Genomic DNA, 22,205 nt, shown 5'->3' on the forward strand with positions numbered 1-22,205 from the left:
CTATATAATATACTAAAGTCTAATTCAGATGTAAAGGATGATTCACATGAAAAAAGGAAAACGTATACTTGCCCTTGCCGGAGCCGTGGTTCTTATCCTGATGTATCTATGCACCCTGGTCTTCGCCCTGATCGACCATCCGGCGGCAAAAGACCTTCTGATGGTCTCCATCGCCTGCACGATCCTGATCCCCGTACTCCTCTACGGCTATCTGCTGGTATACCGTCTCCTGTCTCATGACAGGGAAAATGACGAAGAAAGATAAAGTTCAAAGGGAATCACTTCATCCGGCATGTCCGGGTCTTTCGTTCCCTTCCGGGCTTTTCTTTTGTCCAGATATTCCTCGATAGACAGAACATCCGCTTCTGTCCGTTCCTGTTTTCTGCTGTACATATGGATCCCTCCTTTTCATTTCATTTATACTCTTACCCCCTTTGCTCCAACATTACTATTATATTGGCGCATATCTTATTCTATGCATGATCTGTGACCATCTGATGTCGATATGCGAAATTTTTCCTGAGATTTTTCTTAAAATTTTATGACACAGAAAAAGCAGGCGCTTTTCGCACCTGCCCTTTTTCTAACGGTATATAATATCGTTTCTGCCCGGTCCGTTGGAAACCATGGTGATCGGATAACCGATCTCTTTTTCCACGAACTCGATATAATTTCTGCAGTTTTCCGGAAGTTCTTCGTACTTGCGGACACCGCGGATATCGCATTTCCATCCCGGCAGCTTTTTCAGCACCGGCTTTGCCTTCTCCAGAAGGTGGGTGGTCGGGAAGTCTGTGGTCACTTCTCCATCGATCTCATATCCGACACATACCGGGATCTCATCCAGATAACCCAGCACATCCAGAACAGTGAAGGCCACGTCTGTGGTCCCCTGCATCCGGCATCCGTACTTGGAAGCCACGCAATCAAACCAGCCCATTCTTCTCGGGCGTCCGGTGGTTGCGCCGAACTCTCCGCCGTCTCCTCCCCGGCGTCTGAGCTCATCCGCCTCGTCGCCAAAGATCTCACTGACAAAAGCGCCCGCGCCTACTGCGCTGGAATATGCCTTGCACACGGTGATCACTTTCTTGATCTCATAAGGCGGAAGTCCTGCGCCGATCGCGCCGTATGCCGCCAGTGTAGAGGAAGAGGTCACCATCGGATAGATACCGTGATCCGGATCCTTCAGGGTTCCAAGCTGTCCCTCCAGAAGGATCTCCTTTCCTTCCTTTAATGCATTATGCAGATAAAGGGCGGTATCGCACACATAAGGTGCGACCATCTCTTTATATTCTTTTAATTCTTTATATAAATCATCCGGTGAAATGGCTGGTTTGTGGTAGAGATGCTCCAGCATGACATTTTTCTGCTCTGCCACTCTTACGACCTTTTCTTTTAACAGGTCATCATCAAACAGCTCGCTGACCTGGAAGCCGATCTTGGCATATTTGTCTGAATAAAACGGAGCGATGCCTGATTTGGTGGAGCCAAAGGATTTTCCTCCCAGACGTTCCTCCTCATATGCATCGAACATTTTGTGATAAGACATCACGATCTGCGCCCGGTCTGATACCAGGATCTTCGGCGCCGGCACGCCTCTGTCCACGATAGACTTGATCTCGTTAAATAATACCGGGATATCCAGGGCAACTCCATTGCCGATAATATTTGTGGTATGCCCGTAAAAGACACCGGAAGGCAGTGTATGCAGCGCAAATTTGCCATAATCGTTGACGATCGTATGGCCGGCATTTGCCCCGCCCTGAAAACGGATGATGATATCCGCCTTCTCGGCCAGCATATCTGTTATCTTTCCCTTTCCTTCATCTCCCCAGTTCGCGCCTACTACCGCTTTAACCATATCCATTCCTCCTGTGTGATAAACTGACTTTCAAAGCCACTTTAGCATTATACTACAATTTCGTTTTTCTGTCTACATCAACGGAGCGAACAATCGCAATACCTGCCCGATAAGTTTGGTCAGCATCGTCCGCCTGCGGACCTCTATCAGCGTCACCTTGTGGCATCTTGCCAGAGTCTGCTGGAAGTCCCGCTCGATCCGGTCGATCTCGGAATTATTATAAATAAATACACCATTTTCAAAATGCAGGTACAGACTCCGGTAATCCAGGTTGATGGTTCCCACCGTTGCTGTATCGTCATCGGAAACAAATACCTTGGCATGGACGAATCCGGGCCGGTATTCATAAATCTGCACGCCGCCTTCGATCAGCTCTTTGTAATAGGTCTTGGCCACGGCAAACGCATACCATTTATCCGGGATGTGCGGCATGATAATGATCACTTCGATCCCGCTCTTTGCCGCCCGTTTTAAGGTGTTCAGCATCTCATGGTCCAGGATCAGGTACGGCGTCATGATGTGGACGTACTTTTTCGCATGATTAAGGATGTGGAAATACACTTCTTCTCCCACATTTTCATTGTCAAAGGGGCTGTCCGCATAAGGGATCACATAACCCAGCTCTCTTTTTAAGCCTTTCCTCTTCGGCGTCAGATACCGGCTGTAATCCTCATTCTTCCTGACGTCCGCGTTCCACATCTGCAGAAAGATCATGGTCAGGCTCTGTACCGCGTCTCCTCGCAGCATCACGGCCGTGTCCTTCCAGTGGCCGAATCTTACCTTGCGGTTGATATACTCGTCCCCCAGATTGATCCCGCCTGTGAATCCCACTTTGCCGTCGATGACGCAGATCTTGCGGTGATCCCGGTTGTTCTGGGTCGTAGACAGGAAGGGACGCACTTTATTTGCCATCTTACACTTGATACCGTAGCGTCTCAGCTGCGCCGGATACCGGTAAGGCAGCATGGAGATGGCGCACATTCCGTCGTACATAAACCGGACTTCCACGCCTTCTTCTACTTTCTGGCGCAGGATCTTCAGGATCGTGCCCCACATATATCCCTTTTCTACGATGAAATATTCCATGAAAATGAATTTCTTCGCCTTCTGGAGTTCCTGTACCAGAGCCTTAAATTTGTACTCTCCCAGAGGGAAATATTTGACGTCCGTATTCCGGTAAGTCGGAAATCCCAGCTTATCTGACAGGTAGTAAGCCAGATTGGCGTTGGCTGATTTGCTGGCCCAGATGGCTTCGATCACGTCCGGATCCTGGGTCATATAGGGATCCGTCTCGATCTTTAAGGCTGCCAGCCGGTCCCGCATATAGCGGGTCCCCAGCTGCATCTTTACAAAGATGTAAAAGACCACGCCGAACAAAGGAAACGCCAGGATGCACAGCATCCAGGTCATTTTAAACGCAGGGTTCCCCTCGGCATTGATCAGATAGATCAGTGCGATGACCTGCAGGATTACCAGAGTTCCATATACATAATGGATATATTCATGCAGATAATAGATGGTGCCGAACATAAGCGCGATCTGCGCCGCCAGAAGAAGCAGGATGATCCCGGTTCTGCTGAATACGATGCGGAACAGACCTTTTTTAGCTGTACTTGTCTGCGGTTGTTGGTTCATACAAATAACTCTCCTTTATCTGTTACACGGGTACAGTGTAACATACTTTAGACTTCTTCTCAACTTACAGGTATTTTCTTTTGATTTTTGCGGAAAAATGATACAATATGTGTTATGATAAAGGATATAGAACGAACGAAAGGAGTCCATCAATATGACGAAGTGGGTAAAACGCCTGTTAAGCCTGGCAGCTATAGGCAGTGCAGCCGCCGGACTTATCTATTATTTTAAGAAAATCTACAAGGGCCGCGACGAGGATCTGGAAGATGACTTCGAGGACGATGATTTTGATCTCGACAGCGACTTAAAGCCTGTCGGCGACCGGGAATATGTACCCCTGACGCCCAAGGCCGATGACGCCGGAGAAGAAGCTCCTGCAGGAGAAGCATCCGAAGAACCGGAAGAAGAAGCGGCTGGAGAGGAACCGGCCGAAGAACCGGAAGCCTCCGAGGAAACATCAGAAGAAACATCAGAAAAAACGTCCGAATAAGACCTTAAGAAAACCTGTCCCTTATACGAGACAGGTTTTTCTTATTGCCAGAAGCGGATCAGAAGTTCCACCGCTTTTTTGATCTCTTCTTCTGTCAGATTTGCATATCCAAGCAGGATAGCCGGCTCCTCGCCGCCTGCGGGACGGATCCGGTAATCAGACAGGCCGTAGACACGGATCCCGGCCTCTTTTGCCTGAAGGATCCTCTCCTCTTCGCTGATTTCTTTCCCGAAATGAAGCAGGAGATGCACTCCCGCATGTTCTCCCGAGATCCGGCAGATCCCGGATAAGGGTTTCAGCGCCTCGATCAGGGCGTCGTGACGCCCCCTGTACAGCGCACGCATCTTATTCAGATGCCGTTCATAATAGCCTTCTTCCAGAAACCGCTCCATAATCCTCTGGTCCACCTTGGACACCGTGGAATGAATGAACCGGTTTTTCTTTTCATAGATGTCCAGAAGCGACGCAGGCAGCACCATATAGCTGAGCCGGATGGCCGGCGCCACGGACCGGGAAAAGGTGCCCAGGTAAATGACTTTCCCATGGGCGTCCATTCCCTGCAGCGCAGGGATCGGCTTTCCTTTATAACGGAACTCGCTGTCATAGTCGTCTTCAATGATATATCTGTTCTCCGCCTGATCGGCCCATTTTAAAAGCTCCTGCCGGCGGCCCACAGGCATCACGATCCCGGTGGGATACTGATGGGACGGCGTCACATACGCAATGTCCGCGTCAGTCAGAGCCAGTCTGTCCACCCGCATGCCACTTTTATCCATGGACACCGGAACGGTCTCGTATGAAAGGCATTCAAACAGACGGCAGGCCTGCATATAAGTCGGATCTTCAAAGGCAAGCTTTCTGTCCGGTCCCAGAATCGTCCCAAGCAGCATAAGCATATAATCATTGCCTGCGCCGATGATGATCTGCTCCGGCCTGCATTCCACGCCTCTTGCCTGGTAGAGATAACTGGCGATCGCCCTGCGGAATCCCTCTTCTCCTTTGGAATCCCCGGTCCGGAACAGTTCCGTCCGGTTATCCTTCAGGATGTCTTTTGACAGCTTTCTCCACACATTATAAGGGAAACTGTCCACATCCACGCCGTTCGGCGTAAAATCAAAAAGATAGTTCTCCTTTTCTTCGCAGGATTCCGGAGCCTTTTCTGGCTCCTGCTCCCGGCGTTCCAGACGCCCCGGCCGGTCCAGACGATACAGGTCATCGATCCGGGCCGCAAAGTAGCCTCTGCAGGGCTCTGATTCCAGATACCCTTCTGACAGAAGCTGCTCATAGGCCAGCTCCACTGTACTTCTGCTCACCTCCAGATGTCTGGAAAGGGCCCGGGTCGAAGGCAGTTTTTCCCCGCAGGGGATCCTGCCGCTGCGGATATCGCCCCGGATATATGCATAGATCTGTTCATACAATGGAACCTTACTGTCTGTTTTCAGGCTGATGGTCAATTCGTTCATACTCTTATTTTGGCAGCTTAAATGAGCTCTTTAATGAAACGATCCGGTTAAATACCAGATTTTCCGGTGTGGAATCCTTAGAATCAATACAGAAATAACCGTTCCGTACAAACTGGAAGCTGTCGCCTGCCAGAGCCTCTCCAAAGCTGTCTTCCACGAAGCAGTTTTTCCGCACTTCCAGGGAGTTTGGATTCAGGTTCAGAGAACCGTCTTCTTTATTATACACACCCTTTTCTTCATCCACCAGGTTCTCATAGAGACGGATCTCTGCCTGTCTGGCATGGGAAGCCTCTACCCAGTGGATCGTTCCTTTTACCTTTCTTCCGGTAAATCCGGTGCCGCACTTGGTTTCCGGATCGTAGGTGCCGTGTACCACCGTCACATTGCCGTTTTCATCTGTCTCATAGCTTTCGCATCTGACAAAATATGCGTTCATCAGACGCACTTCATTGCCCGGGAACAGACGGAAATATTTCTTCGGAGGTTCGATCATAAAATCTTCTCTCTCAATATACAATTCTCTTCCGAAGGGAAGCTTACGGGTGCCCAGTTCCGGATTCTCCAGATTGTTGTCCGCATCCAGGTATTCGATCTCGCCTTCCGGATAATTGTCGATCACCAGCTTAATGGGATCCAGGATTGCCATCATTCTTGGCTTCTTCAGCTTCAGATCCTCGCGGATACAATATTCCAGCATAGCATAATCCACAGAGCTCTGGCTCTTGGACACACCGCACAGTTCCACGAACATCTTGATGGACTCCGGTGTAAATCCCCGGCGTCTTAAAGCGGCGATGGATACCAGCCTGGGATCGTCCCAGCCGTCTACAATGCCGTCCATCACCAGTTTCTTGATATAGCGCTTTCCTGTCACCACATTGGTCAGGTACAGTTTGGCAAACTCAATCTGTCTGGGCGCCGGATCAAACTCGCACTCTCTTACCACCCAGTCATAGAGCGGCCTGTGGTCTTCAAACTCCAGCGTACAGATAGAATGGGTGATCTTTTCCACCGCATCTTCGATGGGATGAGCAAAATCATACATGGGATAAATGCACCATTTGTCGCCGGTATTGTGGTGTGTCATATGCGCCACCCGGTAAATGACCGGATCTCTCATATTGATATTGGGAGAAGCCATGTCGATCTTCGCCCGCAGAACCTTTTCTCCGTCCTGATATTTTCCTTCCTTCATTTCTTCAAATAAGCGCAGGTTCTCCTCTACGGAACGGTCCCTGTAAGGACTGTTCTTGCCGGGCTCGGTAAGCGTGCCTCTATATTCCCGCATCTCTTCTGCGGAAAGGTCGCAGACAAAGGCCTTGCCCTTTTTGATCAGCTTTACCGCGCACTCATACATGATATCAAAATAATCGGAAGCAAAATAAAGGTGATCCTTCCAGTCTGCCCCCAGCCACTTTACATCTTCTTTGATGGATTCTACGAACTCCATATCCTCTTTGGTCGGATTGGTATCGTCAAATCTCAGATGGAAGGTGCCGTTGTATTTTTCAGCCAGTCCATAGTTTAACAGAATGGACTTGGCGTGCCCGATGTGGAGATATCCGTTGGGTTCGGGCGGGAATCTGGTGCAGACTTCTGTATACACTCCTTCTGCCAGATCTTTGTCTATTTCCTGTTCGATAAAATTCCTGGAAACTGCTTCTTCTGCCATGTTTTTCCTCCTCGTCTAACATCACTGTACCTTATCTTATCATAAATGTTTTGGTGAAACAAGCCGTTCTCTTAAGCACGAAAGGGCCGGAACAACTCTGGCCCCCTGATCCGCATCAGATAATAAAAAAACTCCCAAAAAAGGGAGTCTAAGCTGCCGAGCGGAATCGAACCGCCGACCTCCGCCTTACCAAGGCGACGCTCTACCGACTGAGCCACGGCAGCACGCATATCAGTCATATGCAACATTGATAATATACAATATGTTGTACTGGTTTGTCAATAATAAATTTGGGATTTTTACTCTTTTTCTTTCTCCAGGATCTTCTGGGTCTTTGCCTTGATTCTCTGGAGTGCGTTGTCCACGGTCTTGGGGCTTTTATCCAGAAGCTTTGCAATGGTTTTATAATCCGTGCCTCTCAGATGCAGATACAGCACCCTTTTTTCCAGGTCGCTTAACGATTCTTCCAATCTGGCTTCCAGCTGCTGCGCATATTCCCGGCTAAGAAAGATCTCTTCCGGATTCGTCTCCTGCCTGGCGGTGATGGTATCAATGAGCGGCGTTTTCTCCTCATCATCCTCATAAAAAGAAACATAGGAATTTAAAGGAGAATGCTTTTTTCTCCTGGAGGCCGCAATGGCTGAATACATCTGTCTGGTGATGCAGAGTCTGGAAAAACTGAAAAAGGAGGCTTCCTGCTTTCCGTCATAATCCTGCACCGCCTTAAACAGACCGATCATCCCTTCCTGGATCAGATCTTCGTTTTCCCCTCCCAGAAGGTACATGGCATTGGCTTCTTTACGCACCTGATCCTTATATTTTTCCATGATGTGATCCAGGGCGGCTTTATCTCCCTCCCTGTATCTGCGGATCAGTTCTTCATCTGTCATCTGCTCATACTTTGCCACCATGCGCCTCCCGACTATCCTTTCAGTCTCTGTCTTACGATCTCATAGGCCAGAATACCGGCCGCCACAGAAGCGTTCAGAGAATCGATATCTCCTTTCATGGGAATGGATGCCGTAAAGTCGCAGTTCTCTTTTACCAGACGGCCGACGCCTTCTCCCTCGCTTCCGATCACCAGTCCGATGGGTCCTTTCAGATTCAGGTCATACATCTGCGTGCCGTCCATATCGGCGCAGACAAACCACAATCCTTTTTCCTTTAATTCTTCCATGGTCTTTACCAGATTGGTCACCTTTGCCACCGGCGTATAGTGAAGTGCTCCTGCTGAAGTCCTTGCCACCACAGCGGTAAGTCCCACCGCCCGTCTTTTGGGAATGATCACGCCGTGTGCTCCCGCCTGATTGGCGGTACGGATAATGGCTCCCAGATTGTGGGGATCTTCCATGTTATCCAGCAGGATCAAAAAAGGATCCTCGCCTTTTTCTCTGGCAAGCTCCAGCATATCCTCTACGGTAGAATAATGATAGGAAGCAGTGACTGCGATCACGCCCTGGTGCTTCCCGCTTTCAGACAGCTGATTTAACCGTTCTTTGCTCACGAACTGGATCATGGTGTCCTGCTTTCTGGCTTCTCTTATAATAGACTGCACCGGCCCGTCCTTGCATCCGTCCAGCACATAGAGCCTGTCTACGGTTTTCCCGGAGCGGAACGCCTCCAGCACCACATTTCTTCCCTCGATCCTGTTTTCATTTACTTTCTTTTCTTCCTGCATACGACCTTCATTCCTTTGTCAATCTATCGTCTTCCTCTTCCAGACTTTCTAATCCGTCACGGATCAGTTCCAGCATCCGCTTCCAGTCTTTTTTCAGATACAGATACCCCATCAGCGCTTCAAAACCGGTTGCCCTGCGGTAATCTGTCACCGACTGGTTTTTGGCAGGGGAAACGCTTTTCGCGTTTCTTCCTCTTTTATAGACTGCGTGTTCTTCTTCGGTAAGCTTCTCCTGGAGAACACGCATCATCCGCGACTGCGCGGACGCCTGCACCAGGGCGCTGGTCTCTTGGTGAAGTTTCTGCACCTGTTTGTTGCCTCTGTTGATCACCAGCGTACGGATCACCAGGTCATAGATGCCGTCCCCGATATAGGCCAGTGTAAGAGGTGAATATTCCTGGACATCCACCTCTTTTAACTGAAAGATTTCCTGCAGATATGAATCAAACTGCCACTCTAAGCCTTTTTCCATTTTACTCCTTCCCGGGTATCCTCCAGAATAATGCCCCTGGAGAGAAGTTCATCCCGGATCGCGTCTGCTTTTGCAAAATCCTTTGCCTTTCTGGCCGCCTGACGCTCTTCGATCATCTTTTCAATATCTTCTGCCAGCATTTCTTCTTTCTTATCCACGATCAGGCCCAGCACATCCGTCAGCGTCACCAGACGTTTCAGAAGGGCGTCCAGATATTCCCCGGAGCTTTCCTCTGAAGTATTGGTATTCAGATATTTTACCAGATCAAAGACTGCTGCCACCGCATCGGCCGTATTAAAGTCGTCATCCATGGCGTCTTCAAACTCTTTTACGAATTCTTCTGTCTGGGCATATGCGCTCTTTTCTTCCTCTGTCATGGCCTCTGTCTTTGCATTTTTCCTCTTGTACTTCAGATTCTCCGCCGCATTGACGATACGCTCCAGACCATTTTTCGAAGCCTCCATCAGATCCGCGCTGAAATTTAAGGGGCTTCTGTAGTGGGCGCTTAACATAAAGAAACGGAGCACCTGCAGATCGTACTGCTCGCTGATCTCCCGCACCGTGCGGAAATTGCCGAGAGACTTGCTCATCTTCTTATTATCAATATTCAGGAATGCATTGTGCATCCAGTATTTCGCAAATTCTTTGCCGTTAGCGGCCTCGCTCTGCGCGATCTCGTTCTCGTGATGAGGGAATACCAGATCCTCTCCGCCTGCATGGATATCGATCTGCTCGCCCAGGTATTTCTTGGACATCTCTGAGCACTCAATATGCCAGCCCGGACGGCCCTCGGACCAGGGAGACTCCCAGAAAGGCTCTCCTTCTTTTTTCGGTTTCCAGAGCACAAAATCCAGCGGATCTTCCTTTTCATCCTCTCCGGTCACCAGAAGAGAACGCTCTCCGGAACGGAGATCATCCAGATTCTTGTGGGACAGCTTGCCGTAATCCTGGAACTTTCTGGTACGGTAGTAAACCGTTCCGTTCTTCTCATAAGCATAGCCCTTATCGATCAGCGTCTGGATCATGTCCACCATGCCGCAGATCTCCTCTGTTGCCAGCGGGTGCTTTGTGGCTGGCTTGATGTTCATGCCTTCCATATCCTTTTTGCACTCCGCAATATACCGCTTGGAGATCTCGTCCGCAGTCACGCCTTCCTCGATCGCCTTTTTGATGATCTTGTCGTCCACATCCGTGAAATTGGAAACATAATTCACATCATATCCCTTGTATTCAAAATACCGGCGCACCGTATCAAATACGATCATAGGTCTGGCGTTCCCGATATGGATGAAATTATAAACGGTCGGTCCGCAGACGTACATCCTGACCTTTCCCTCTTCCAGGGGTACAAACTCTTCTTTTTGCTTTGAAAGGGTGTTGTAAAGTTTCATTTGCCGTCCTCCTTGCCTTTTTCTATTTCTCGCGGTCTATTGGATCCTTTGCCTGATAACAAAATACTTCGTCTCCTGCATGCAAGAGACGAAGTATATCCGCCATTCCACGTCTTTGTCATATCGGTTCTATCATATGTGAAAATCCCCGATTTGTCAACACGGATCTGGAAACCTGACCTCCGCTTTAAAGAGGTCTCCGTCCGTGTCTATCAGAAACTCCCCTCCCTGAAGTTCCGTAAAGCTTTTTACGATGGCAAGGCCAAGGCCGGAGCCTTCTGTGTTTCTGGACATATCCCCCCTGACGAAGCGGTCCGTGATGTCCTGTCCGTGAAAATTCAGCTCCTGCGCAGATACATTTTTCATCCGGATCACCGCCGCTTTTTCCTGCTTCTCGATCTCCACATAGACCCGTGTATGAGGAAGGGCATATTTCACGATATTCATAAGAAGATTCTCAAAGATCCGATAGGTTTTCTGACTGTCCAGCCGGACAATCAGTTTCTCTTCCGGAAAGGTACATTTGAATTCCAGATCCGCGTCTTTGATCTTATCTTCCAGTTCCAGTTTCACCTGCTTTAGCAGATTCACGATATCTACATCCATGAGTTCCAGTTTCACATTATCCGTACTGGCTTTGCTCACTTCAAAAAGATCCTCGATCAGCACCTTCAGCCTCTGGGATTTGCTTTCCAGCACCTGGACATATTCCTTTTGCTTTTCCGTATCTTCTTCCTTCTTTAAAAGATCCACATAGGTGATGATCGCAGTCAGCGGAGTCTTCAGGTCATGGGACACATTGGTGATCAGCTCCGTCTTCATCTTCTGGCTCTTCACCTCTTCCTCCACTGCCTTGTCAAAGCCCTGCCGGATCTTCTCCAGGCCTTCCGCCACAGGTGCAAAAACGCCGGTCTCCTCCGGGATCTCTGTCTTCAGGCTTCCATCTGCGATCGCATTCACCGAATCGAGCATCCGGTCGTATTTTTCCCGGATCTCATTCAGATATTTTTCCAGGAAGTAAAACAGAAGGATCGAATAAAGCACCAGTAAAATGATCCCGTAATACCAGGTACAGCAGATCACGGTCAGGATCACAAAGTTGACGCCCACCACCTCCAGAACCTGCCGGTTGGTGATATCCGAAAGCTTCAGATCCGAAACCGACTGATAGGCTTTGCGGATAGAATCTCCCGTTGTCTGCCTGGCTTTTTGGATCCCCGCCCGCACGCGGCTCTCCGGGGCAAAGAACAGGCTGTGTTCCCGGACGTACGCTTTGGACCGGAAACGGATCAGATTCCTTACATTTCCTGCGCACCAGTAAATAACTCCGGCATACAGAGCCCAGACGGCCAGATCCAGGATCCCGGTCCTTCCTTCGCTTTGCCAGATCATCCTTCCGGCATTCACCCATACCCCGATGGCCACAACAGCTGTCCCGGCCGCTACCGCTTCCAGAGGGGCAAAGAACACTTTTTCTTCCCCTGTTCCAAAAGAGCGGATTAACGGATAGAGACACGCGGCCAGAGCCGCCACCGCCGTCAGGATCAGGATGTGAGACACCGCCGCTTTTGGAAGCTGATCGCTGTCCATGTAAAAGATTTCGCTCAGATAGGTCTGCAGATTCTCCTCTGACATGGCAAACGTAAACGAGCAGTCTTCCGGCATCGCGTAATACAGATCTTCCTTTGTATACCCGCGGTAAGATCCATTTTCCAGCCGGTTCAAAACCTCACGGAACCCTCTCTCAAGCTCTGACTTATGCTCCCTTGTCGCAATCTCCACATCCGCCTCCCCATTCTGATCGTAGACAAGCGTCAGGCCCACCGCATACGTGGTGATCCGGTAATGATCAAAGTCCCCGCTGCTGTTTCCCAGGCTGGTGGCCATCACTTCTCCCTTCCGGTCCTTCATCACATATTCCAGATAGGGATAAAAGGTCTCATACTCATTCTGGATCTCTGCCGGGAGAAAGCTTCCTCCCCTCAGGCCGTCCCCATTCGGGCGGTCTTCGTCTTCCCTTTCATAAAGGATCCAGGAGGCCTGCAGAAACTGTCCCAGAAAATCTTCCGATAACAGCATCTGTTTTTCCGTCTCTTCCTGATTCTCTTTCATCATCTGATTATAAATGCCATAATAAGATGTGATATGATACGCCAGCAGCACGATCGTTGCCACGATCAGAACCACTGCCATCTTATGTCTGTTTTTCAATCTTGTATCCAACTCCCCACACCACCTTCAAATATTTCGGTTCCTTCGGGTTGATCTCAATCTTTTCCCGAATATTTCTTACATGTACCATAATGGTGTCTGTGCTGACAGCCCTCTCCTGCCAGACCCATTCATAAATCTCTTCGGCGGAAAACACTCTCCCCGGGTGTTTCATCAAAAGCAGCAGGATCTTGTATTCCGTAGGCGTCACCTTCACCGGCTCGCCGTCCACGCTCACGGTCACCGCGTCCTCATTCAGCTCCAGTCCTCCGACCACATGGATATTCTCGCTTTTTGCATTCTGATCCAGCTTCTCCAGAAACCGTTTATACCGGCGAAGCTGGGAATTTACCCTTGCCAGAAGTTCCATGGGCTGAAACGGTTTGGTTACATAATCGTCGGCCCCGATGTTAAGCCCCAGAATCTTGTCCACCTCTTCTGATTTAGCCGATAAAAAGATAATCGGGAAATCATATTTCTCCCGCAGCTTTTCCGTCATCCGGATCCCGTCCATCCGGGGCATCATCACATCCACGATGGCCAGGTGGATCTTTTCTTTCTCCGCGATCTCAAGGCCCTCGATCCCGTCTGCTGCCTGAAACACCTGATAGCCCTGGCTCTTTAGATAGATCTCGATCCCCTGGCGGATCTCTTTATCGTCTTCCGCCACCAGTATATGATCCATATCCCCACCTCCTTGTCTTCTTGTGTATAAGCATAGCTTATATTTCTAAAGAACGTAAAGACATATTTCGAAAGAAATTCTAAAGAAAAAGATGCCAGGTTTTTCTAATGGATACATCATTCAACATCAATCGCATAATACATTTGAATACACCCGTCTTCTGACTCTTCAATTGAAAAATTCATCCAGTGCAAGACAATTAATGTGTATAGCCCCTCCTATTTTTCTTACTGTTATTCCATCAGTTGCCTGCTCTATATACCCAACACCAAGATTAAAATAGCCAATAATTGTCTTCTCATCTTCAAATATCAATATGTAAGTTTTTCCTATGTTATCATTTAAAGAATCGGGAATTTGTAAGAATCGATCAAGATAATCATTACCAGAATGGAAAGACGATGCCAGCTTTTGATAACTGGCATCATAAAGAACAACTACAATCTTTTGCTTCATTTTACTCCTTAAAAACTTTTAGCTCTGCCTCCTGGGTGGAAGGATTCGTATCAATTTCAAACTGATGTCCGCGAATAAACTCTCTCCGCGCTCTCGCCTCTTCAGAAAGCGGCTTTCTCTTACTTAAATCTTTCGTTGTAACAAAAGGTTGATCTGATATGCAAGCGTAGTTCATGACAATCCTCCCTTCCGATTTGTTTTCTCAAGTATAGCATTCCCAAAACGAAATGTAAAGATTACGATGTAGATAATGAAGTATGGCATTTCGCCAAAAATATCCCAGATAACCACACTATACAAAACCACCCGGATATCAAGAGGATTATCTTGTTAATCACCTGTAGATTTTTCATACGTACAAAAAAACGCCGTGGCTTTTGCCACGGCGCATTCTTATTCCTCTTCTATTTTTATACCACTTCATTCAGATACATTCCGGACAACGGAATAATCTTTTTCAGTTCTTCTTCCATCCGGTCTGTCATCTCCACACCGGGCGTCTTCCGCAGTTCTTCCGGCGTCTTCACGCCGAATATCAGATCCGTCAGCGCCCGGATCGGTAAAATTCCTTCACTGTTCTCCAGCTTTGCATCCATCAGCATGATACCGGAAAATTCTGTGCCTGTCAGCACCAGGCAGCGGTTATTTTCTTCGATCAGGGGATCGGTCACGGTAAAACACACGCCGGTCAGATAGTTTAAGCGAAGGGACATCAGCATCCGGCGCACATCCAGGATCCGGATCATGATCTTTGGCTTTTTCTCTTCCGGCTCCGGCACCCAGATAGCAAAATCCTTTACCGTCCCATCTTCCGCTTTCTTTATCAGCAGCTTGCCGCCATCGCTTTCATACTCTCGCAGCATCCGGTGATAATACTTCGCGTCACGGACGGCATATACCTGATACTTCTGCTGCAGATACCTGTCTGCCGCATCCGCAAGAGCCTGGCAATCCGCTTCCTTTACCTGCATCCAGCCTTCCACGCTGTCAACATAAGGTCTTTCCTGTTCCAGAACAGTCCGGAAATCAAAAGGCTCGTAAATCTGCTCGGAAGCTGGCATCAGAAATGTGAAGATCTCACCTGCCTGATACAGATCCCGAAGCGCTTTCTTTAATACTGCCGCCATATAACCCCGTCTCCTGCAGTCCTCTTTTGTCGCCACAGCGACAATATAGTGCGCCTTCTTTTCATTTCCGTTCACTGCCAGCGTATAAGGATTCAGATGTGCCATAGAGGAGATCACACCGTCTTCTTCCAGCACATAGATCTGATTATCCGCCGTCTTTTCTGTATAATAGTAATCCACAAACTCCTGGCTGTCTTCTGAAAATGCCTCTTCATAGAGAGGCCTGGTCAGGATGTGTTCCTCTGGACTTAATCTTCGCACCTGCATCTATTCGTCCGCCTCTTTCCTTTTCTAATCATGGCCTGCCCGGATCTGGCATTTCCGGCATTTCCCTTCCCGGCAGCCGCATCTAATGCGCATGTCCGGGACAACGGGCGCATCCCTGGCATCCTTCTTCACTGTCAGCGGCCAGAAAGCTGACGTCCCGGATCGATTCCAGCGCTGCCACAGCCTGAGAGGATATCCCTTCTCCGGTTCCGGTAAAGCCAAGGCCTTCTTCCGTAGTCGCCTTAATATTTACCTGGGAAATGTCTATGCCAAGAGTTTCTGCCACGTTTTTTCGCATCTCTTCAATATGAGGCGCCATTTTAGGCTTCTGGGCAATGATGGTGGCGTCGATATTCCCCACCACATATCCTTCTTCTCCGATCAGTTCTCCCACCCGGGCAAGCAGCCGCAGACTGGAAGCACCCTTATAGGCAGGATCTGTATCCGGGAAATGTCTCCCGATATCTCCCAGAGCCGCAGCGCCAAGAAGAGCGTCCATAATCGCGTGCAGCAGCACATCTGCATCTGAATGGCCCAACAGTCCTTTCTCATAGGGGATCCTGACTCCGCCCAGGATCAGATCCCGTTCTTCCACCAGCCGGTGAACATCATATCCCATTCCGATCCGCATGTTTATTCCTCCTCATTTTCTTTGGCCGCGTCCGTGGTATCTGCAGCATCTTCTTCCCCTGCAGAAGCCGTTTCCTTCTCTGCCGCCTTCAGAGCTCGCTCCATCTCATCCGCGTCATCATCCATCATTTCCTTGTAATCATGCGTTGCCAGCTTTTTCACCGCCAGTCCGCCCCAGGCCAGGCCAAGCAGTGCAAATGCAGCTCCGGCCAGCGCATAGATGACGTAATGCTCCGGCTGTTCTTTGACGGATGAAAGGATCAGGTTCCCGCCCACATAAAGAAGGGCAAGTCCTGCGATCACCCGAAATGTCAGTGTCTTTTTATCTAACATCTGTCTGTCCTCCATGTTCTCCTTCGTCCCGGCACAGTTCCGGGATCCGCAATACAGTCATTATACATGATTTGTCTTTCTTTGTAAAACAAAAGAGGAGCATCCGAAGGAATCTCTGGATCGCTTCGGACGCCCCTCTTTATCCGGGCATAAAAAATAGCGGGAACTGGATTTGAACCAGCGACACCACGGGTATGAACCGTGTGCTCTAGCCAACTGAGCTATCCCGCCATATGGTATGGGGCCTATAGGGCTCGAACCTATGACCCTCTGCTTGTAAGGCAGATGCTCTCCCAGCTGAGCTAAGACCCCATATCCTGCGGGTCCGTATCTCGAACCCGCTTTGCTATTATACTATTAACTTCTTTCAAATGTCAACACTTTTTTTCAATTTTTTTAGACGATTCCCTGAGCGGTCATAGCGTCCACTACTTTTTCAAATCCGGCAATGTTTGCTCCTGCCACATAGTTGCCTTCCATGCCGTAGCGTTTTGCCGCATCCACCATGTTGTGGCAGATGTTGACCATGATTCCTTTCAGCTTGCTGTCCACTTCCTCAAAGGTCCAGCTTAAGCGCTCGCTGTTCTGTGACATCTCCAGTGCGGAAGTCGCAACTCCGCCGGCGTTCGCTGCTTTTCCAGGTGCGAACATCACGCCGTTTTTCTGCAGGTATTCGGTTGCCTCAATGGTAGTCGGCATATTGGCGCCTTCTGCCACGATGATGCATCCGTTTGCAACCAGCTGTTTTGCATCCTCCAGAAGCAGCTCGTTCTGGGTTGCACAGGGAAGGGCGATGTCTACTTTTACAGACCATACGCCGCGGCCCTCATGGTATTCGGAATTCGGACGATATTTCTTGTACTCGGTCAGACGGGCGCGGTTTACTTCCTTGATCTCTTTTAATGCAGCCACATCGATGCCTTCCGGATCATAGACCCATCCGGTAGAATCACTGACTGTCACTACCTTGGCGCCCAGCTGCTGCGCTTTTTCTGTCGCGTAGATTGCCACATTTCCGGAACCGGATACGGCAACGGTCTTGCCTGCAAGTTCAATGCCGTTCAGTTTCAGAAGTTCCTCTGTCAGATACAGAAGACCATATCCGGTAGCTTCTGTTCTTGCCAGAGATCCACCGTAGCTTAATCCTTTTCCGGTCAGCACGCCTTCGTACAGTCCGCGGATTCTCTTATACTGGCCGAACATATAGCCGATCTCTCTTGCGCCGGTACCGATGTCTCCAGCCGGCACGTCTGTGTCAGCGCCGATATATTTGCAAAGTTCTGTCATAAAGCTCTGACAAAAAGCCATGACTTCTCTGTCAGATTTGCCCTTCGGATCAAAGTCGGAACCGCCTTTTCCTCCTCCGATCGGAAGGCCTGTCAATGAATTCTTGAAAATCTGCTCAAAACCGAGGAACTTGATAATTCCAAGGTTTACAGACGGGTGAAGACGAAGACCGCCCTTGTAAGGTCCGATGGCGCTGTTAAACTGTACTCTGTAGCCGGTGTTTACCTGCACCTGTCCTTTATCGTCTACCCACGGAACACGGAACTTAAACTGTCTCTCCGGCTCTACCAGACGTTCCAGCAATGCGTCTTTTCTGTACTTCTCTTCATTTGCCTCGATCACAACTCTCAAAGACTCCAGAACCTCTTTCACTGCCTGGTGAAATTCCGGCTCTGCCGGGTTCTTTGCTACTACTCTTTCCAAGACTTCATCCACATATGACATAGTTTCTTCCTCCTTGATGCTTTGATTTTGTATAGAAAAAGGAGCAGACAAACATGTCTGCTCCTTCCTACACCGTTGACACCTTTGTCTCTTTAACAGAATAAAGTATCCCGGCAAAAAACACAAGTGTTTTTTTGCATTTTTATTGATTTTTTGCAACTATATAAATTTTTTCCTGCATTTTTATTGATTTTTGTTAACTTTTGCAGATGGAAATGCAACTTATTTACTTGCAAAATTCACTTTTTACTTAAAATATGCAACTCCGGACTCGAAGATCTTCATATCCTGCTCTCCGTAGATATTTACGGCAACGCTGCGGCCTCTACGCTCGGAATGGGCCATCTTGCCAAGCACTCTTCCGTCCGGACTTGTGATACCCTCGATCGCATAATAGGAACCGTTCACATTCCACTCTTCATCCCCTGTGATATTACCGCTTGGGTCGCAGTAACGGGTAGCCACCTGGCCGTTTGCAAAGAGTCTCTGGATGGTCTCTTCCGGTGCAACAAATCTTCCTTCTCCGTGAGAAGCCGGATTGACATAGACACCGCCAAGTTCAGCCTGTGCAAGCCACGGGGACTTGTTGGTAACAACCTTTGTATAAACCATCTTGGAAATATGGCGTCCGATGGTATTATAAGTCAGCGTCGGAGAAACATCGGTCTGTCCGGTGATCTTTCCATTCGGTACCAGGCCAAGTTTGATCAGTGCCTGGAAGCCGTTGCATACGCCAAGTACCAGTCCGTCTCTTTCATTCAGCAGTTTTTCTACCGCTTCTTTGAGCTTCGCGTTCTGGAACGCAGTCGCAAAGAATTTTGCGGAACCGTCCGGCTCGTCGCCTGCGCTGAAGCCGCCCGGGAACATGATGATCTGCGCCTGTGCAATAGCCTGCTCAAATACCTGGACAGAATCCACGATATCCGCAGCGCTTAAGTTCTTAAATACTTTCGTCACAACCTTTGCGCCGGCCCGCTCAAAGGCCTTTCCGCTGTCATACTCACAGTTGGTTCCCGGGAACACCGGAATAAATACCGTGGGCTGCGCGATCTTGTGGTTGCAGATATGAACGCGGGACGCATAGAAGCATCCGTCTTCCTTCAGTTCGCCGTCTGCTGTTTCGGAAGGAGTGAGAACCCAGTTCTCTGCAGATTCTTCTGCCCCGGATCTGGTGGCAAATACCTTCTCCAGCGTTCCTTTCCATCCATCTTCGGCTTCATCAAGCCCGATGACACAGTCTCCATAGGAGAATCTGCCGTTCTCTGTTACTTCTCCGATCACAGTATAGGTGATCTGAAGATTTCCAACCTGTCCGTCCGGAACCTCTGCAATAATATCTCCAAATCCCGGCGCAAAGAAGTCTCTGGGATCCAGATTGTGTTCGATCTTTACGCCAAGCCCGTTTCCAAACGCCATCTTGCTGACTGCTGCTGCAATACCGTGGCGGTCAAGCGCATATGCGGAAAGGATCCTGCCCGCGCGGATATCTTCTGTAAATTTGCCATACTGCTCCATCACTTTTTCGTAGACCGGTACGTCGTAATCATCGGTCTCGATCCGCAGCCATACCAGCTTGCTGCCGGCCTTCTTAAGCTCCGGTGTGATGATGTCTTTTTCTTTTGCCACATCCACGGCAAAGGATACCAGTGTAGGCGGCACATCAATATCTTCGAAAGTACCGGACATACTGTCCTTTCCTCCGATGGACGGCAGCCCGAATCCGAGCTGTGCGTTATATGCTCCAAGGAGCGCCGCAAAAGGCTGGCTCCATCTGTGCGGATCTTCTGTCATACGGCGGAAATACTCCTGGAAGGTAAACCGGATCTTCGAGTAATCTCCTCCGGAAGCCACGATCTTTGCAACGGATTCTGTCACAGCATAAATGGCTCCGTGATACGGGCTCCAGGTAGAAAGGTAGGGATCAAATCCGTAACTCATCATCGTCACGGTGTCGCAGTCTCCTTTCAGCACCGGAAGTTTTGCCACCATAGCCTGGGTCTCTGTCATCTGATATTTTCCGCCGTGGGGCATGAAGACAGATCCGGCTCCGATCGAACCGTCAAACATCTCCACCAGTCCCTTCTGGGAGCATACGTTCAGATCTTTCAGGGTATTCATCCACTGCTCTTTTACGTCTTTTACTTCCTGTCTGGTAAGAACGGTATCCTTCCGGTCCGGAATATCAACAGCCACTGCAGTCTCCTGATGAGCGCCGTTGGTATCCAGGAAAGCGCGGGAAAGATTGACGATCTCTTTTCCTCTCCAGCAGAGCACCAGCCTGGGTTCTTCTGTTACAACAGCCACTCTGGTAGCCTCCAGGTTTTCTTCGGAAGCATACGCCATAAATGCATCGGCGTCTTTGGGATCTACCACAACCGCCATACGTTCCTGGGATTCGGAAATAGCAATCTCGGTTCCGTCAAGTCCCGCATATTTTTTCGGCACTTTATCAAGATCTACTCTCAGGCCGTCAGCCAGCTCTCCGATGGCAACGGATACGCCGCCTGCGCCAAAGTCGTTACATTTTTTGATCAGCCTGCTGACTTCTTCTCTGCGGAACAGTCTCTGGATCTTGCGCTCTGTAGGCGGATTTCCCTTCTGGACCTCCGCGCCGCAGGTGGTGGTGGACTCTTCGGTATGTACCTTGGAGGATCCGGTCGCTCCACCGCAGCCGTCACGGCCGGTGCGTCCGCCCAGCAGGATGATGATATCTCCCGGATCCGAAGTCTCGCGGATCACGGCTCTTCTTGGAGCCGCGCCAAGCACCGCTCCGATCTCCATACGTTTTGCCACATAGTTGGGATGATAGATTTCTTTCACCGCGCCGGTGGCAAGGCCGATCTGGTTGCCATAGGAACTATATCCATGGGCCGCCTCTCTTACCAGTTTCTTCTGGGGAAGCTTGCCCTTCAGGGTATCTTTTGCAGAAACAGTGGGATCTGCCGCTCCGGTCACACGCATCGCCTGATATACATAGGTTCTGCCGGACAGAGGATCACGGATGGCGCCGCCAAGACAGGTAGCCGCCCCTCCGAAAGGCTCGATCTCTGTCGGATGGTTGTGGGTCTCGTTCTTGAAGTTCACCAGCCATTCTTCTTCCACGCCGTCTACTGTTACCGGCACAACGATACTGCAGGCATTGATCTCTTCAGATTCTTCCTGATCTTCCAGTTTTCCTTCTCTCTTTAACTTCCGCATTGCCATCAGAGCCAGATCCATCAGGCAGACAAACTTATCCTCTCTGCCTTTAAAGATCTCGCTGTGATCCTTCAGATACTGGCGGTAGGTTTCCTGGATCGGTTCTTTATAGTCTCCTTCTCCAAAGGAAACGTCTGTCAGTTCCGTGGAGAAAGTGGTATGACGGCAATGATCAGACCAGTAAGTATCCAGAACCCGGATCTCCGTCATGGACGGATCTCTGTGCTCCTCATTCCGGAAATAATTCTGGATATGAAGGAAGTCTTTAAATGTCATGGCAAGCCCCAGAGAATCGTAAAGCTCCTTAAACGGCGCTTCTTCCATGTCCTTGAATCCCTCAAAGATCCGCACATCTTCCGGCTCCTCGAATTTTGTCACCAGAGTGTCCGGTTTTTCCATGCCAGTCTCTCTGGAATCCACCGGATTGATGCAGTGCTTTTTCACTGCCGCAAACTCTTCATCCGTAAGATTTCCCTCTACCACATAGGTGGTGGCGGTATGGATCACCGGCTGCTCGTCCTCTTTGATAAACTGCACGCACTGTACCGCGGAATCCGCTCTCTGATCAAACTGACCCGGCAGGAATTCTACAGAAAACACACGGCTTCCCTCAGCCATCGGGAATTCTTCTTTATAAAGAGTATCCACCGGCGGTTCTGAAAAGATGCCGTTGCAGGCCTTTTCAAAAGTCTCGTCGGTAATGTTTTCCACATCGTACCGGATCAGCACCCGGACATTCTTCAGATCTTTGATCCCCAGATATCCGTGAAGCTCGTGGTACAGATCCTTTGCCTGAACCGCATACTCCGGCTTCTTTTCTACATACACTCGTTTTACATTGCCCATAAAACTTCCTCCATCTTATTGTTGATTCATTATGAATTTTTGCCCTTATTTCATCATACCAC

The 22,205-nt window shown here is 49.3% G+C and carries 20 protein-coding genes and 3 tRNA genes; 2 read left to right on the forward strand and 21 right to left on the reverse strand.

Features of this window, described 5'->3' with window-relative positions; genetic code table 11:
• Nucleotides 1-46: 46 nt before the first annotated feature.
• Nucleotides 47-265 (forward strand): hypothetical protein, encoded by a 219-nt coding sequence (locus tag H6A13_RS01820; RefSeq protein WP_204907918.1) that lies wholly within the window; start codon nt 47-49, stop codon nt 263-265.
• Here the strand turns inward: H6A13_RS01820 and H6A13_RS01825 are convergent.
• The 3 genes from H6A13_RS01825 to cls form a co-directional block, all read right to left on the reverse strand.
• Nucleotides 235-393 (reverse strand): hypothetical protein, encoded by a 159-nt coding sequence (locus H6A13_RS01825; protein WP_204907919.1) that lies wholly within the window; start codon nt 391-393, stop codon nt 235-237. The two genes, H6A13_RS01820 and H6A13_RS01825, sit on opposite strands and share 31 nt — an antisense overlap.
• Before the next feature lie 190 nt (nt 394-583).
• Nucleotides 584-1,858: an adenylosuccinate synthase gene (locus H6A13_RS01830; RefSeq protein ID WP_204907920.1), complete on the reverse strand. Its 1,275-nt coding sequence runs from the start codon at nt 1,856-1,858 to the stop codon at nt 584-586.
• A gap of 72 nt (nt 1,859-1,930) precedes the next feature.
• Nucleotides 1,931-3,493: a cardiolipin synthase gene (cls, locus tag H6A13_RS01835; protein WP_204907921.1), complete on the reverse strand. Its 1,563-nt coding sequence runs from the start codon at nt 3,491-3,493 to the stop codon at nt 1,931-1,933.
• A gap of 154 nt (nt 3,494-3,647) precedes the next feature.
• Between cls and H6A13_RS01840 the strand changes: the two genes are divergently transcribed.
• On the forward strand, nt 3,648-3,983 hold the full coding sequence (locus H6A13_RS01840; protein ID WP_204907922.1) for a hypothetical protein: 336 nt from the start codon (nt 3,648-3,650) through the stop codon (nt 3,981-3,983).
• Between the two features lie 41 nt (nt 3,984-4,024).
• Here H6A13_RS01840 and pdxR read toward each other — a convergent pair whose 3' ends face one another.
• The 18 genes from pdxR to H6A13_RS01930 form a co-directional block, all read right to left on the reverse strand.
• On the reverse strand, nt 4,025-5,446 hold the full coding sequence (gene pdxR / locus H6A13_RS01845; protein ID WP_204907923.1) for a MocR-like pyridoxine biosynthesis transcription factor PdxR: 1,422 nt from the start codon (nt 5,444-5,446) through the stop codon (nt 4,025-4,027).
• Nucleotides 5,447-5,450: 4 nt separating this feature from the next.
• Nucleotides 5,451-7,118 (reverse strand): glutamine--tRNA ligase/YqeY domain fusion protein, encoded by a 1,668-nt coding sequence (locus tag H6A13_RS01850; RefSeq protein WP_204907924.1) that lies wholly within the window; start codon nt 7,116-7,118, stop codon nt 5,451-5,453.
• Between the two features lie 151 nt (nt 7,119-7,269).
• Nucleotides 7,270-7,342: transfer RNA gene (locus H6A13_RS01855), tRNA-Thr, on the reverse strand.
• A gap of 75 nt (nt 7,343-7,417) precedes the next feature.
• On the reverse strand, nt 7,418-8,029 hold the full coding sequence (sigH, locus tag H6A13_RS01860; protein WP_207751828.1) for an RNA polymerase sporulation sigma factor SigH: 612 nt from the start codon (nt 8,027-8,029) through the stop codon (nt 7,418-7,420).
• An 11-nt stretch (nt 8,030-8,040) separates the two neighbouring features.
• A complete protein-coding gene (gene rlmB, locus H6A13_RS01865) occupies nt 8,041-8,796 on the reverse strand; it encodes a 23S rRNA (guanosine(2251)-2'-O)-methyltransferase RlmB (RefSeq protein ID WP_204907926.1) in 756 nt (251 codons plus the stop codon).
• 7 nt (nt 8,797-8,803) lie between these two features.
• Nucleotides 8,804-9,268, reverse strand: a complete 465-nt coding sequence (locus H6A13_RS01870) for a Mini-ribonuclease 3 (protein ID WP_204907927.1) — start codon at nt 9,266-9,268, stop codon at nt 8,804-8,806.
• Nucleotides 9,253-10,659, reverse strand: a complete 1,407-nt coding sequence (gene cysS / locus H6A13_RS01875; RefSeq protein ID WP_204907928.1) for a cysteine--tRNA ligase — start codon at nt 10,657-10,659, stop codon at nt 9,253-9,255. The genes H6A13_RS01870 and cysS overlap by 16 nt, the downstream gene beginning before the upstream one ends.
• Nucleotides 10,660-10,815: 156 nt before the next feature.
• Nucleotides 10,816-12,882: a sensor histidine kinase gene (locus tag H6A13_RS01880; RefSeq protein ID WP_204907929.1), complete on the reverse strand. Its 2,067-nt coding sequence runs from the start codon at nt 12,880-12,882 to the stop codon at nt 10,816-10,818.
• Nucleotides 12,854-13,555 (reverse strand): response regulator transcription factor, encoded by a 702-nt coding sequence (locus H6A13_RS01885; protein WP_204907930.1) that lies wholly within the window; start codon nt 13,553-13,555, stop codon nt 12,854-12,856. Before H6A13_RS01885 ends, H6A13_RS01880 begins: the two co-directional genes overlap by 29 nt.
• Before the next feature lie 168 nt (nt 13,556-13,723).
• Nucleotides 13,724-14,011 carry a hypothetical protein gene (locus tag H6A13_RS01890; RefSeq protein WP_204907931.1) on the reverse strand — a complete coding sequence of 96 codons (288 nt, stop codon included), beginning with the start codon at nt 14,009-14,011 and terminating at the stop codon, nt 13,724-13,726.
• A 1-nt stretch (nt 14,012) separates the two neighbouring features.
• Entirely contained in the window at nt 14,013-14,186 is a 174-nt protein-coding gene (locus H6A13_RS01895; protein WP_204907932.1) for a hypothetical protein, read from the reverse strand.
• A gap of 235 nt (nt 14,187-14,421) precedes the next feature.
• The gene (locus H6A13_RS01900; protein WP_204907933.1) at nt 14,422-15,405 is read right to left on the reverse strand and encodes a GNAT family N-acetyltransferase; all 984 of its coding nucleotides are present in this window, start codon (nt 15,403-15,405) and stop codon (nt 14,422-14,424) included.
• Nucleotides 15,406-15,487: 82 nt separating this feature from the next.
• Nucleotides 15,488-16,036 (reverse strand): 2-C-methyl-D-erythritol 2,4-cyclodiphosphate synthase, encoded by a 549-nt coding sequence (ispF, locus tag H6A13_RS01905; RefSeq protein WP_204907934.1) that lies wholly within the window; start codon nt 16,034-16,036, stop codon nt 15,488-15,490.
• Between the two features lie 2 nt (nt 16,037-16,038).
• A complete protein-coding gene (locus H6A13_RS01910; RefSeq protein WP_204907935.1) occupies nt 16,039-16,368 on the reverse strand; it encodes a hypothetical protein in 330 nt (109 codons plus the stop codon).
• A 157-nt stretch (nt 16,369-16,525) separates the two neighbouring features.
• A tRNA-Met gene (locus H6A13_RS01915) sits at nt 16,526-16,599 on the reverse strand.
• An 8-nt stretch (nt 16,600-16,607) separates the two neighbouring features.
• A tRNA-Val gene (locus tag H6A13_RS01920) sits at nt 16,608-16,680 on the reverse strand.
• A gap of 84 nt (nt 16,681-16,764) precedes the next feature.
• Nucleotides 16,765-18,099 carry an NADP-specific glutamate dehydrogenase gene (gene gdhA / locus H6A13_RS01925; protein WP_204907936.1) on the reverse strand — a complete coding sequence of 445 codons (1,335 nt, stop codon included), beginning with the start codon at nt 18,097-18,099 and terminating at the stop codon, nt 16,765-16,767.
• 246 nt (nt 18,100-18,345) lie between these two features.
• Nucleotides 18,346-22,143, reverse strand: coding sequence for a phosphoribosylformylglycinamidine synthase (locus H6A13_RS01930; RefSeq protein WP_204907937.1), 3,798 nt, complete (start codon nt 22,141-22,143; stop codon nt 18,346-18,348).
• Nucleotides 22,144-22,205 lie beyond the last annotated feature (62 nt).

Origin of the sequence: Mordavella massiliensis (assembly GCF_016902415.1) — a bacterium.
In the GTDB taxonomy this organism is placed as follows: Bacteria; Bacillota; Clostridia; order Lachnospirales; family Lachnospiraceae; genus Merdimonas; species Merdimonas faecigallinarum.

Bases quoted from the DNA above. Each gene is read 5' to 3' on its own strand.
- sigH (WP_207751828.1), bottom strand. From the start codon at position 8,029: ATGGTGGCAAAGTATGAGCAGATGACAGATGAAGAACTGATCCGCAGA.
- cls (WP_204907921.1), bottom strand. From the start codon at position 3,493: ATGAACCAACAACCGCAGACAAGTACAGCTAAAAAAGGTCTGTTCCGC.
- H6A13_RS01840 (WP_204907922.1), top strand. From the start codon at position 3,648: ATGACGAAGTGGGTAAAACGCCTGTTAAGCCTGGCAGCTATAGGCAGT.
- cysS (WP_204907928.1), bottom strand. From the start codon at position 10,659: ATGAAACTTTACAACACCCTTTCAAAGCAAAAAGAAGAGTTTGTACCC.
- pdxR (WP_204907923.1), bottom strand. From the start codon at position 5,446: ATGAACGAATTGACCATCAGCCTGAAAACAGACAGTAAGGTTCCATTG.
- H6A13_RS01885 (WP_204907930.1), bottom strand. From the start codon at position 13,555: ATGGATCATATACTGGTGGCGGAAGACGATAAAGAGATCCGCCAGGGG.
- H6A13_RS01910 (WP_204907935.1), bottom strand. From the start codon at position 16,368: ATGTTAGATAAAAAGACACTGACATTTCGGGTGATCGCAGGACTTGCC.
- H6A13_RS01930 (WP_204907937.1), bottom strand. From the start codon at position 22,143: ATGGGCAATGTAAAACGAGTGTATGTAGAAAAGAAGCCGGAGTATGCG.
- H6A13_RS01820 (WP_204907918.1), top strand. From the start codon at position 47: ATGAAAAAAGGAAAACGTATACTTGCCCTTGCCGGAGCCGTGGTTCTT.
- H6A13_RS01870 (WP_204907927.1), bottom strand. From the start codon at position 9,268: ATGGAAAAAGGCTTAGAGTGGCAGTTTGATTCATATCTGCAGGAAATC.
- H6A13_RS01895 (WP_204907932.1), bottom strand. From the start codon at position 14,186: ATGAACTACGCTTGCATATCAGATCAACCTTTTGTTACAACGAAAGAT.
- gdhA (WP_204907936.1), bottom strand. From the start codon at position 18,099: ATGTCATATGTGGATGAAGTCTTGGAAAGAGTAGTAGCAAAGAACCCG.
- H6A13_RS01850 (WP_204907924.1), bottom strand. From the start codon at position 7,118: ATGGCAGAAGAAGCAGTTTCCAGGAATTTTATCGAACAGGAAATAGAC.
- H6A13_RS01900 (WP_204907933.1), bottom strand. From the start codon at position 15,405: ATGCAGGTGCGAAGATTAAGTCCAGAGGAACACATCCTGACCAGGCCT.
- H6A13_RS01890 (WP_204907931.1), bottom strand. From the start codon at position 14,011: ATGAAGCAAAAGATTGTAGTTGTTCTTTATGATGCCAGTTATCAAAAG.
- ispF (WP_204907934.1), bottom strand. From the start codon at position 16,036: ATGCGGATCGGAATGGGATATGATGTTCACCGGCTGGTGGAAGAACGG.
- H6A13_RS01830 (WP_204907920.1), bottom strand. From the start codon at position 1,858: ATGGTTAAAGCGGTAGTAGGCGCGAACTGGGGAGATGAAGGAAAGGGA.
- H6A13_RS01825 (WP_204907919.1), bottom strand. From the start codon at position 393: ATGTACAGCAGAAAACAGGAACGGACAGAAGCGGATGTTCTGTCTATC.
- rlmB (WP_204907926.1), bottom strand. From the start codon at position 8,796: ATGCAGGAAGAAAAGAAAGTAAATGAAAACAGGATCGAGGGAAGAAAT.